Annotated in this window: 10 protein-coding genes, 1 tRNA gene and 2 pseudogenes; 5 read left to right on the top strand and 8 right to left on the bottom strand. The window is 68.3% G+C overall.

Annotated elements, in window-relative coordinates; translation table 11 throughout:
- Nucleotides 1–475 precede the first annotated feature (475 nt).
- Nucleotides 476–910, bottom strand: coding sequence for a VOC family protein (locus tag ACLQ28_RS06905; protein ID WP_425685320.1), 435 nt, complete (start codon nucleotides 908–910; stop codon nucleotides 476–478).
- Nucleotides 911–1412: 502 nt separating this feature from the next.
- On the opposite strand from ACLQ28_RS06905, the gene ACLQ28_RS06900 reads away from it, so the two are divergent.
- Together ACLQ28_RS06900 and ACLQ28_RS06895 are read left to right on the top strand one after the other, a co-directional pair.
- Nucleotides 1413–1664, top strand: a complete 252-nt coding sequence (locus tag ACLQ28_RS06900) for a hypothetical protein (protein ID WP_425685319.1) — start codon at nucleotides 1413–1415, stop codon at nucleotides 1662–1664.
- A 233-nt stretch (nucleotides 1665–1897) separates the two neighbouring features.
- The gene (locus ACLQ28_RS06895) at nucleotides 1898–2308 is read left to right on the top strand and encodes a VOC family protein (RefSeq protein ID WP_425685318.1); all 411 of its coding nucleotides are present in this window, start codon (nucleotides 1898–1900) and stop codon (nucleotides 2306–2308) included.
- An 18-nt stretch (nucleotides 2309–2326) separates the two neighbouring features.
- Here the strand turns inward: ACLQ28_RS06895 and ACLQ28_RS06890 are convergent.
- A pseudogene (locus tag ACLQ28_RS06890) lies at nucleotides 2327–3205 on the bottom strand (IS5 family transposase).
- 274 nt (nucleotides 3206–3479) lie between these two features.
- Nucleotides 3480–4577, bottom strand: a complete 1098-nt coding sequence (locus ACLQ28_RS06885; RefSeq protein ID WP_425685317.1) for a M20 family metallopeptidase — start codon at nucleotides 4575–4577, stop codon at nucleotides 3480–3482.
- Between the two features lie 250 nt (nucleotides 4578–4827).
- On the opposite strand from ACLQ28_RS06885, the pseudogene ACLQ28_RS06880 reads away from it, so the two are divergent.
- Nucleotides 4828–5112, top strand: a pseudogene (locus tag ACLQ28_RS06880) (tyrosine-type recombinase/integrase); the annotation flags it as partial.
- 17 nt (nucleotides 5113–5129) lie between these two features.
- On the opposite strand, the gene ACLQ28_RS06875 reads toward ACLQ28_RS06880, so the two are convergent.
- Nucleotides 5130–5203, bottom strand: a tRNA-Thr gene (locus tag ACLQ28_RS06875).
- 201 nt (nucleotides 5204–5404) lie between these two features.
- Here ACLQ28_RS06875 and ACLQ28_RS06870 point away from each other — a divergent pair.
- Together ACLQ28_RS06870 and ACLQ28_RS06865 are read left to right on the top strand one after the other, a co-directional pair.
- Nucleotides 5405–7093, top strand: coding sequence for a metallophosphoesterase family protein (locus tag ACLQ28_RS06870; RefSeq protein WP_425685365.1), 1689 nt, complete (start codon nucleotides 5405–5407; stop codon nucleotides 7091–7093).
- Nucleotides 7094–7271: 178 nt separating this feature from the next.
- Nucleotides 7272–8087: a CPBP family intramembrane glutamic endopeptidase gene (locus ACLQ28_RS06865; protein ID WP_425685316.1), complete on the top strand. Its 816-nt coding sequence runs from the start codon at nucleotides 7272–7274 to the stop codon at nucleotides 8085–8087.
- A 57-nt stretch (nucleotides 8088–8144) separates the two neighbouring features.
- Here the strand turns inward: ACLQ28_RS06865 and ACLQ28_RS06860 are convergent, their stop codons facing one another.
- The 4 genes from ACLQ28_RS06860 to ACLQ28_RS06845 all read right to left on the bottom strand — a co-directional run bounded on the left by ACLQ28_RS06860 (nucleotide 8145) and on the right by ACLQ28_RS06845 (nucleotide 10668).
- On the bottom strand, nucleotides 8145–8975 hold the full coding sequence (locus ACLQ28_RS06860) for a PSP1 domain-containing protein (RefSeq protein ID WP_425685315.1): 831 nt from the start codon (nucleotides 8973–8975) through the stop codon (nucleotides 8145–8147).
- Between the two features lie 376 nt (nucleotides 8976–9351).
- Nucleotides 9352–10032, bottom strand: a complete 681-nt coding sequence (locus tag ACLQ28_RS06855) for a hypothetical protein (RefSeq protein ID WP_425685314.1) — start codon at nucleotides 10030–10032, stop codon at nucleotides 9352–9354.
- Nucleotides 10032–10337 carry a hypothetical protein gene (locus ACLQ28_RS06850; protein ID WP_425685313.1) on the bottom strand — a complete coding sequence of 102 codons (306 nt, stop codon included), beginning with the start codon at nucleotides 10335–10337 and terminating at the stop codon, nucleotides 10032–10034. The genes ACLQ28_RS06855 and ACLQ28_RS06850 overlap by 1 nt, the downstream gene beginning before the upstream one ends.
- A gap of 1 nt (nucleotide 10338) precedes the next feature.
- A complete protein-coding gene (locus ACLQ28_RS06845) occupies nucleotides 10339–10668 on the bottom strand; it encodes a YbaB/EbfC family nucleoid-associated protein (protein WP_425685312.1) in 330 nt (109 codons plus the stop codon).
- Between the last annotated feature and the right edge of the window lie 35 nt (nucleotides 10669–10703).

Below are 10703 nucleotides of genomic sequence, written 5' to 3'. Positions count from 1 at the left end.
ACAGACGATCATGCGGTGGCCGTCCTCGTTCCCGCGGGATCCGAGGTCACCTCACGAACGGCGGCTGTCGTACTAGCCGCATGCCGCATGATCGCGGGCTGCCACGATCATGATCGACACGACAACGCCGATGTGGGGGTTTCCCGCGCCTCTGATGCCCCCAGATCGGCGATATGGAGTTGATACCTCGCTGTCACGGCCTCTGCGGACCGGCACCACCGATGGCGGTGTGATTGACCTCGGGAAACGGCGAAGCCCAGGCCAATGACCTGCGCTTCTTTACCGAGCCGCCTGACGGAATCGAACCGTCGACCTACGCATTACGCGATCAAACTGCCTGTCCCACCGACCTGGGCACCCGGCGGTCTACCAGCGGAAACACCTCTCAACATCTCACACCACTCCCCCGCCGTCCGCCGACCTCTTGCGGACCAGATGCGGACTGCTCACACTGCGAAGCCGGCATGTGCGGCACTCAGTCGAGGCAGAACTCGTTGCCTTCGATGTCCTGCAGCGTGTAGCACGACTCGTTTTCCTCATCGGCATGCTGCAGCAGCACGGGTGTCGCGCCGAGCGCGATCAACCGTGCGCCTTCGGCCTCAAGTACGGCCAGACGCTCGGCGCCCACGAGCCCGGCGCCGGCCCGCACATCGAGATGCAGCCGATTTTTTACGACTTTGCCTTCTGGGACGCGCTGAAAGAACAGTCGCGGGCCGACGCCGGTGGGGTCGATGCAGGCCGACCATGCGTCCCGCTGCTCGGACGGCAGGGCGAGGTTGTAGTCCTCCCAGCTGGCAAACCCCTTCGGTGGTGGCGGCAAGACGTACCCCAACACCTCGCACCAGAATCGAGCGACGCGCCCAGGCTCCTTGCAGTCGAAAGTGACCTGGAACTTCCTGATCGACTTCATGGCTTCACCCTAACCAGGTCGCTGGCAACCATCGAGCCTCCACTATCCGGTCCGCTAGGCAGCAGGGTACGCAACAAGCGCACGAGCCTCCCGACGCTGCTGCCATCCCGTCTGCCGCCGACCCACACACCGTGGAGCGGGCCAGGGCCAGGGCGACAAGGTGGAGCGCCCTACTGGAACACCTGACGGCTTTGGGGACCACGCCCTCAGCAGATCGGCGATAGGGTCGTCTATGGCGTCAGGTTCCTTCCGAATCCGGTGGTTTGGTCTGATCTCAGTGATCGTGGTGGCCGGGTGCGACTCCACACCCAAGACCCCATCCGAGCCCTCACCCCAGGCGTCCGTCTCTGGACAACGGCAGGTAGCTGAGCCTGCGCCGCCTACCCCCTCGGGTTGCCCGCCGACCGCCCAGTTGGCCGGGCCCGGTATGCCCCAGGACCGGCAGGGCACCGGTGACGGCGCAACGCTGTGGGCGTTGCCGTTTCCAACGGAGCCTGTGCTGGTGGCCGGCAAGGAGCTCAAGGTGGCCTGGCGCATGACCGGCAGTGGCGACTTCGCGATCAGCGCCACAGGTCCCGACGGAAAAGTGGTCCAGCCCGCCTGGGTCGAACCGCATGGCTATCAGGGCAGCAACTGGAATCGGCCGGGCGACGAGTGGGGCACCGGCTGGGTCTTCCCCACCGCCGGTTGCTGGACGATCAACGCGACGCGAACCAGCGGGACAGGATCCCTGGTACTGCGCGTCGCCGAATAGCTGCGATGGTTCTCGGATATCCCCACCTCCAGTACAACAACTACAGGTAAGGCAATCGATCCACCGCAGGTCACCTGCTCGCTCACGCTGCGCTACATGCGCACACGTCGTCGCCAATGGTCATCGTTGGCCGACCTTGTCTGGCCTTCGACGGCCTGGCGACGGCCTGGAGCGGCTTGGCGCTAGGACCTGTCTCAAAGTCCGGCTTATTGAGCTTGTGGCAAGATCACCGGATGCTACAACTCACCGATTTCATCATCGACTGCCCAGACACGATGAAGCTGGCGGCCTTCTACTCCGAGGTGACGGGTCGCCCGGTCAAGGAGAGCAGCGACGAAAGCTGGGCCGGTATCCAGTTCGGCGAGATCGAGCTGGCCTTCATCTGGGTGGAGAGCTACCGCGCCCCGCAGTGGCCCGACAGCGAGCACCCCAAGCAGTTCCACCTCGACTTCGAAGTCGATGACATCGAGGCCGAACACAGCCGCATCCTGGCCCTCGGCGCGACCCTGCAGCAGGACTCCATCCGCCCCGACGGCTACGGCTGGCGCGTCTACACCGACCCCATCGGCCACCCCTTCTGCCTGTGCCGCAACAAGGGTGTTGCCTGGACCGACCAAGGGCTCAACAGTTCCAAGATCGACTAGGCCGTGCACCGTTGTGCGTTACAGCCACTCGTTGATCGCGGCGATGTGCACAGTGGCTTCGTAGCGCACGGCGAGTTTGTCGAACCGGGTGGCGACCGCACGGTTGCGTTTGAGCCGGTTGATGCCGTACTCCACGGCATGACGCTGCTTGTACAGGCGCGGGTCGAACGCCGGTGGCCGACCGCCCTTCGACCCGCGCTTGCGTCGGTGGGCGTCCTGGTCGGTCTTGCTCGGGATCGTCGCTGCGATGCCGCGCCGACGTAGGTAGCGGCGGTTCGCCCGCGACGTGTACGCCTTGTCGGCCAGCACCCGGTCCGGGCGCACCCGCGGCCGGCCCGCGCCCAATCGCGGCACCCGGATACCTTCCAGGACCGGCACGAACTGCGGGCTGTCACCCGCGCTGCCCGACAGTCAGCACGATCGACAACGGTTTCTGGCCCTGTTCGCGGCCCAGATGCAGTTTCGTGGTCAGCCCGCCGCGGGAGCGACCCAACGCATGATCGGCTGGTTCCTCACGCACCCCGCCGGGTGGCTCGGCCTGCAGATCCCCTTTTGACGCGCCCCGGCGGCATGCTGGTGTGCGCGAGCGGTCGTCGAGTCGACCGACACGTCGCACACGATCCGGCCAGCAGCGTCGGCGACAGCCTGCAATGCGCTCAGGATCCGCGCCCACGTCCCATCGCGCTGCCAGCGGCGGAACACGGCATACGCCGCCGCCCAGGATCCATGACAGTCCGGCACATCACGCCACGGGGAGCCGACCCGGACCCGCCACCGGATACCGTCGATGAGCTGCCGTTTCGTCCATGTCGGCTGACGACCTGATCGGCGTCCGACGGGCAACAGTGGCTCGAGCGCCGCCCGCTGCTCGTCGGTCAGGTCATGCCGCCTCGTCACCGCTACCCTGATCACGAGGTCTCCGTGCTGATGGTTCTTCTTGGTCGAAAAATCGTCCACCGGAGACCTCGCCGCTGATCGATCACCGACGCGCCGCGTCCTACCAAGTCCTCCACCGACTTCGATACACGGCCTAGATGCGGACCGTCACTTGCCACGCATTGCTCGCGGCATCACGAGATGGAGGTCGTTGTTCACGTGCGAACCCTCGGCGCACGCCAGCTGGGACGTGCCCCGGCCGCCTCCTTGGTGGCCAGAGGGAAAGCTCCCTCTGCTACCGCTTCTGAAGCGCGCGCACCAGGCCGGCGACGAGGTTCGCTCGTTCTGCCATGGCGTCGATCACCAGGTACTCGTGGTCGGCGTGCGCCCCGCCACCGACCGCCCCCAGTCCGTCAAGTGTCGGCACGCCGAGGGCGGCGGTGAAGTTGCCGTCGCTTCCGCCCCCAACCGCCTCGCTGCTGAGGTCCGGGAGCAGTTGCTTCGCCATCGCGAACAGCTCGGCAGACGCTGACTCCGGCATCGGGGGCCGGCCGATTCCTCCTCGGACGGAGATCTTCGCTCCTTCGAGGTGCGGGGTCAGAGCAGCGAATGCGGCTTCGATGCGCTCCTTCTCGTCGGCCGTCCCGACACGGACGTCGACGAGGATGGTCGCCTGGGCGGGCACTACGTTGTCCGCGGTTCCAGCCGAGGCGACGGTCGGCGTGACGGTCGTGCCGATGTCGGGTCGCCCAAGCGCCGCGATGTCCAGCACCTGGTGCGCGGCTTCGATAAGAGCGTTGACTCCGGCTTCGGGCTCAAGGCCCGCGTGTGACGCGACGCCCTTGATCGTCACCTCAAATCCGCCGGTGCCCTTGCGCCCCGTCTTCAAGGCGCCGCCGTCGGCCGAGCCCTCGCAGACTAGGACGGCGCCGCAGGCGAGGGCCCGTTCCTCGATGAGAGCCCGCGAGGAACGCGAGCCGTTTTCCTCGTCGGAGGTCACCAAGATCTCGATGCCCGAGTGGTCGTCGAGCCCCGCCAGGCCATGAATGGCCTGCACCAGACCGCCCAGCATGTCGAAGACTCCAGGGCCAGTCACGTGCCCGTCCGCGACCCTAAACGGGCGGCGTTCTAGGGTGCCGAGCGGAAACACCGTGTCGTGGTGCCCGAGGATCAGCACCTTGGGTGTGCCACCGGCGGACCAGTGAACGTGTGGCCCGGCTTCGATCTCGATCAGGACGGCCTGCCCGCCGAGGCGGTTTTCGATGACGCCGGCGACGGCTTTCGCCGATGCCGTCAGGGCCTCGACGTCTCGCGACGGAGACTCCACTTTGACGAGTGTCCGAAGGTCTTCGATCATCGCGTCGACGCTCACGGGGCCGGTCTGAATCGTCACGTTGCCAACGTAGCGAGCAGGCCGGGGCGAGCGAAGGCCGCCCCTCGGCGCCGTCGGGTTAGGGCTCGTTCGCGACGTCATCGTGCGGCTCCATGATCCGTTAGAGCGGATCTCCGGGCCGGCGCGGCCCGCTTGCGGGCCGCCTTGATCTGCTGCGGCGTCGGGTGACGGTGGCCGTGGCCTTCGCGGAGGTCGGCGGGGATCTGGTGGAGGGCACAACTTCCGATTACGGGTCTTCGCGCCGGCTGCGGCGTCGGTCGGGCTGGCCGGTGTGACTCCCCACGACCTGCGGCACACAGCAGCGAGTCTGGTCGTGGCGGCTGGTGCCAATGTGAAGGCGGTGCAGCGGATGCTCGGGCACGCGTCGGCGTCGATGACCTTGGACGTGTACGCGGGCCTGGTCGGGGACGACCTGGACGCGGTCGCCACCCGACTGGACGAAGCGTTCACGGCGCGGGGTGCGGACTATCTGCGGACCGGCACCACCGATGGCGGTGTGATTGACCTTGGGAAACGGCGAAGCCCAGGTCGATGACCTGGGCTTCTTTACCGAGCCGCCTGACGGAATCGAACCGTCGACCTACGCATTACGAGTGCGTCGCTCTAGCCGACTGAGCTAAGGCGGCAACGATCAGCAAGTGTACGGCACCCCTGCGGCCCCCGACCGAACGGGATACCCCCAACCCGGCCGCCCTCACCAAACGGACATCTGGCTGTTTGCCGGACAGCAGATGATCGGAGCCGGGACTACGCTGCGGCGGGTGAGTGACGAACACGACGACCCCGAGCGCCAGGACGAGTCGAACGGACGTCCTGACCGTGCGTCGGTGGGCGAACGCGCCGCCCATCGGCCGCGCAGCACCGACCCGCTGGAGTTGGGCTTCACGCCACGCAAGCCGGTGCCGTGGCTGGCACCGTTCCTGCTGATCAGCACCGGCATCCGGACGCTGCTGGCGATGCTCTTCGGGGCGTACCTGGACAAGCGTGAGTTGCAGAACGCGTTCAGCGACGACATCTTCCGACAGGTCGGGCCGGACGGCGGCCTGTGGCTCGACTACGTGGCCGACCTGGGTGACGGCTTCAACGCCACGTACTCGGTGGCGTACCTGCTGGCGCAACCAGAGCTGACGGTGGACGGGCACCGGCTGCCTCGGGCGCAGACCCTGGTGATGGGCGGCGACCAGGTGTACCCGTCGGCGGCCTACGAGGAGTACGAGAACCGGTGCAAGGGCCCCTACCAGGCCGCGTTGCCGACCGCGCCGCCGGAGAAGCCCACGCTTTTCGCGGTGCCGGGCAACCACGACTGGTACGACGGCCTGACGGCGTTCCTGCGGTTGTTCGTCCGCTCCCGGGACCGCAACTTCGCCGGCTGGGGCACCGGGCAGTCGCGGTCGTACTTCGCAGTGGAGTTGCCGGCCAACTGGTGGCTGCTCGGCGTGGATGACCAGTCCGGCTCGTACCTGGACGACCCGCAGCTCACCTACTTTGACAAGGTGGCCCGGCGGCTCGGCCCGGACTCAAAGGTGATCATCGCGGCGCCGGCGCCGACCTGGGTCAAGGCGGCCGACAACCCTGCGGCGTACGACTCGATCGACTACTTCATCCGGACGATCATCGATCCGACCGGGGCGCAGGTGCGGCTGTTGCTCTCCGGCGACCTGCACCACTACGCCCGCTATGCCGGGGCCGACCGGCAGCTCATCACCTGCGGCGGCGGCGGAGCGTACCTCTACCCCACCCACAAGCTGCCGGAACGCATTGAGGTGCCGCCGCGGGACACGCTGACCCGGCGGGCCAGCCGCGCCCAGCCGTACGACCTGGTGGCCCGCTATCCCGACGCGGCCGCCTCCCGGCGCTACGGCTGGGGCATCTTCCCCCGTCTCCCCATGCGCAACCCCGGCTTCACCACGCTGCTCGGCACCCTGCACACCCTGCTGATGCTGGCGATGGCAGGTGCGACGGCGAACTGGGCCGACAGCACCGACCAGCGACTGTTCACCGTTCCGCTGGTGCTGATGGTGCTCGTGACGGTGCTGGCGGCGGCCCTGTTCGCCAAGCCGCCCAGCGCGAGCGGCAAGCGGCACGCACGACACTGGATTCTCGGCGTCGGCCACGGCGTGGCACATGTCGCCCTGGCTGCCGCCGGCACCTGGGCGTGGTTGGCGTTGCCGTTCTACCACTGGCCGTGGCCGCTGCCGGCGGTCGCCGCGGCGGTGCTCTACGGCCCGGTGATCGGCCTGGTCGCGAGCCAGTTGGTGGCGGCGTACCTGCTGGTGGCGGGCTCGTTCGGGGTGAACGTCAACGAACTCTTCGCCGGGCAGGGCATCGAGGACTCGAAATCGTTCCTCCGGTTGCGCATCGACCCGAACGGAACGCTGACCATCTACCCGATCGCGGTGGACCGGGTATCCCGCGACTGGCAGGTCAACCCCGACCAGTCCCCCACCGCAAGCTGGCTAACTCCCAAAATCACCCCAACACCCCACCTACCCGAACCCCCCACAGTCCTGCACTAACCCCACCCCCACCCCCACCCACCCCACCCCTGTTGATCAAGAGGTTTGCGTCAGCGCAAGCCTGATTCTTGACGCAAACCTCTTGATCAACGCTCTGACGTCGGGCCTTCTTGGCGTGTCAGAGCCGTGGCAGCCGTGTGGCAGGCGTGTGGCAGGAGGCGGAGCCAGTCTTTGCGGCATGGAGAACACGCTGACCCGCACCGCCGCAACGAAGAAGGTCACCCGCCCGAGCCGCTTGGTCGAACTGCTGCTCGCCGACCGCCACTCGCTTCCGCTGTCGATCGCGCTGCACCTCGTGCCCGGTGCCCTGATCGTCGCGGCCTACCTGTTCCTCGCCGAGCCGTTCGTCAAGGCGATCGACTACCCGATCTTCTTCGCCTGGGCGATCGCCCTGGTCATCGTGCTCGCACCGCTGCTGTTCGGCCTCTTGTGGTTGGGCCGCAAACGCACCGGCCGCTACACGTTGCGCACAGTGGCGTCCTACCGGGACAAGCCCATCGGACGCGGGAAGATCATCGCCATCATCGCCGGCCTCATCGTGTGGATGACTGTGGTGTCACTCGCGCTCGTCCCACTGGACAACTTCGTCTTCGACAACTTCTTCACCTGGTACCCCTTCGAGGGCGCAGGCGGCAGCGCCACCACCTACATCGACGGTTACTCACACTCGCAGGTGGTCATCACGATGCTGATCTGCCTGCCGCTGACCGGCTTCACCCTCCCCCTCATCGAGGAGTACTACTTCCGCGGCTTCCTGCTGCCCCGCATCTCCCACCTGCGCTGGGGAGCACCCGTGCTCAACACGGTCCTGTTCTCGGTCTACCACTTCTGGTCGCCGTGGACCGTCCTGTCGAAGATGATCTTCCTGTTCCCGGCAGTCTGGCTCGTCTGGCGCAAGCGCGACATCCGGATCTCGATCGGTATGCACCCCGGCACCTGCCTGCTGATGGCCACGGTCGGCACCATCGCGATCATCCTGGGCGTCACGCCGTAACACCTACACGACCGACCACCGGTCCTTCATGTCACGGTCCGCGTCTGATCAGACGGCCTACCGATCTTCATATGCCTTGCGGCTCCCGCACACTGATGCCTTCGAGCAGACGTTGCGGGAGCCGTCCGCATCGAGCCGGACCGTTACCGCGTCGCGGGGGACGCTGTGGCCGACGACCCGGCCTTCGCCCTCCGGTGTGGAGACCCGGCTGCCGACCGCCGGGGCGGTCTCCTGAAAGCGTTGGTACAGCGGATGCTCGTACTTCAGGCAGCACATCAACCGGCCGCACGCGCCGGAGATGCGCAGCGGGTTCAGTGGCAGGTCCTGATCCTTCGCCATCCGGATGGTCACCGGCTCGAAGTCGGTGAGGAACGTCGCGCAGCACAGGTCCCGACCGCAGGAGCCGATGCCGCCCTGCACCCGCGCCGAATCGCGTGCGGACAGCTGACGCAGCTCGACTCGGCAGTGCAGGGTTGCCCCCAGGTCACGGACCAGGGAGCGGAAGTCCACCCGGTGCGGGGCGGTGAAATACACGGTGCTGCGTTCACCGCCGCCGTCGGCGGAGCCGAGCACATGGTCGACGGCCACCACCTTCATCGGCAGGCCGTGCGAACGGATCAGCCGTTTCGCGGCCACCTTGGCCTCGGCCTTACGGCGACGCAACGCCTCGTCGCGGCGTAGGTCGTCGTCGCCGGCCAGCGCCACCAGCCGGGGAAAGCCATCGGTCTCCTCGGTCACCCACTGCGCGGCCCACACGCACTCCGCCACCTCGGGCCCGTCGTCGGTGGGCACCAGCACCTTGTCGCCCACCTGCGGACGCAACTCACCCGGGTCGAGGTAGTAGAGGCGCCCGTACCGGTTGAAGCTGACCGCGCAGAGCATCCCCATCCCCCCACCCTACGACGCTCCGGGGCCGAAGGGCGCGTCGCCGTCGTCGGACGACTACGCCCCGCTGCCATCCATGACCGTCGACTCGACCTATTGCCGGGCGGCCCGTCGTGCCGTTGCTCCTCGCCCGGACGGTTGAATCCTGGCCTGGACAGGAGACAAAGCCCGCCCCGGCGGCGTTGAGTGGAGGCAGACCTGCGGGGGGTGCAGGGGGAAGACCACGGCGTCGCCGTGGGTGCCGACTCCGGTCAGGTGCCCGCGGGCGACGCCGTGGCCTGTCCAGGCGGCAACCGCAGCCGCAAACGAGCGGCAACCGCAGCCGGGAGATCGGCGGAAACCGCAGCCGGGTAACCGGAAAACGGGACGCCCCGACCGGCTACCAGCCGACCCGGGTGGGCTGGTCGTAACGGGGTCGACCATCCATCGGCGGCCGCCACGGAATTTCGGCGAGGCTCGGTGCCCACTGTCGCAGCAACGTCTCCGCACCGTCGTACGCGACGCAGAGCACCTCCAGCACCCGCGCGCCGATCTCAGCCGCGTCGGCCACACCGGGCCCGATCGGCCCGGGGCGCGTCGACACACCTGCGGCGGTGACGGCGACCACGGCGACGGCCTCGGCCGAGCGGAGCACGTCGGCCAATGTGCGGGCCAGAGCGAGACGGCTGCCTTCCACCCAGTCGGCGAGCGCGTCGGCGTAACCGGCGGTGGATTCGAGTCGCCCCACCAAGCTGTCCGGCCCTTCGTCGAGGTGGCGCAGCAGCGCTGCCCGCTGTTGCCCGTATGCCGTGGCGGCCGGGCCGGACCAGAGCACCGAGTCGGTGAGCGTGGCGGAGACGTCGTCGTACCCCCGGACGAGCCGGCGCACCGCGTGCCCGGCGCCCGCGAGCGGCGCAGGGTGGAGGTCGAGGAAGCCGCGGACCGCGTCGCCCGGCAGCACCTGCATCCGGCGCAGCAGCGGCCAGACCCGGTGCCCCTCGGGGACGCCAGCGGCGATCAGCTTGTCCACCCGGCGCAGCAGGTCGAGGCCGGGCTCGGCGAGCCGGTCCAGCGCGTCCATCACGGCTCCCCGGCGAGCCTGCGGCGGGCCGCCTGGTCGACCTCGGCATAGCGGTCGGCGGCCTCCCGCACGGCCGAGGCGGCGGCGGCCAGTCGACCGGCGGCGGTGCGGGCCTCCCGGGCCCGGTCGTCGGTGGCGGTGATCCACTGCCGGTGCAGCGCGCGACCGATCTCGCCGGGGCGGCCCGGGGCGTCGGCACCGAAGGCGGCCTGAGCCGGATCGCTGGCGGTGACGGTGTGGGAAACGGCGGTGAGCGTGGCACTCGCCTCGTCCAGTCGGGCGGAGAGCGCGCGCAGTGTGTCCATCTCAGGCCCCCGCGAGCGGTCGGTAGGCAGCGAACGTCTCGTTGTGCAGCTTTTCCCGAGCCCACTCGGCGGCGTCGGCGGCCGCGGTGACCGCGGCCTGCACGGAGCCGGCGACGTCTCGTGGGCTGCGGTTGTGCAGCGGGCCGAGGAACCGGACGTCGGTGATCCGCCCACCGGCGGTGACGACCACCTCGACCAGACCGTCCGGCGACCGGACGGTCACCTCGACGGTGGACACCGCCTGGTCGAACTCGGCCTGGAGCGACTCGATCCGACGGTAGCGCCGCACCGCCTCTTCGATCCAGGCTTCGTCGATCTCCCCCCGTGGCATCGGCCGACTCCTCCCGGATGAGCCCTCACTGAGCG

It is taken from the genome of Micromonospora sp. DT201, from assembly GCF_049841575.1.
GTDB lineage: Bacteria > Actinomycetota > Actinomycetes > Mycobacteriales > Micromonosporaceae > Micromonospora.
Note: the sequence above shows the minus strand (reverse complement) of the source record. Positions and strands in the feature narration are given on the sequence as shown.

What these genes read in the sequence shown, in the direction of transcription:
- ACLQ28_RS06905 (WP_425685320.1), bottom strand. Translation starts at nt 910, where the DNA reads ATGAAGTCGATCAGGAAGTTCCAGGTCACTTTCGACTGCAAGGAGCCT.
- ACLQ28_RS06895 (WP_425685318.1), top strand. Translation starts at nt 1,898, where the DNA reads ATGCTACAACTCACCGATTTCATCATCGACTGCCCAGACACGATGAAG.
- ACLQ28_RS06865 (WP_425685316.1), top strand. Translation starts at nt 7,272, where the DNA reads ATGGAGAACACGCTGACCCGCACCGCCGCAACGAAGAAGGTCACCCGC.
- ACLQ28_RS06860 (WP_425685315.1), bottom strand. Translation starts at nt 8,975, where the DNA reads ATGGGGATGCTCTGCGCGGTCAGCTTCAACCGGTACGGGCGCCTCTAC.
- ACLQ28_RS06855 (WP_425685314.1), bottom strand. Translation starts at nt 10,032, where the DNA reads ATGGACGCGCTGGACCGGCTCGCCGAGCCCGGCCTCGACCTGCTGCGC.
- ACLQ28_RS06850 (WP_425685313.1), bottom strand. Translation starts at nt 10,337, where the DNA reads ATGGACACACTGCGCGCGCTCTCCGCCCGACTGGACGAGGCGAGTGCC.
- ACLQ28_RS06845 (WP_425685312.1), bottom strand. Translation starts at nt 10,668, where the DNA reads ATGCCACGGGGGGAGATCGACGAAGCCTGGATCGAAGAGGCGGTGCGG.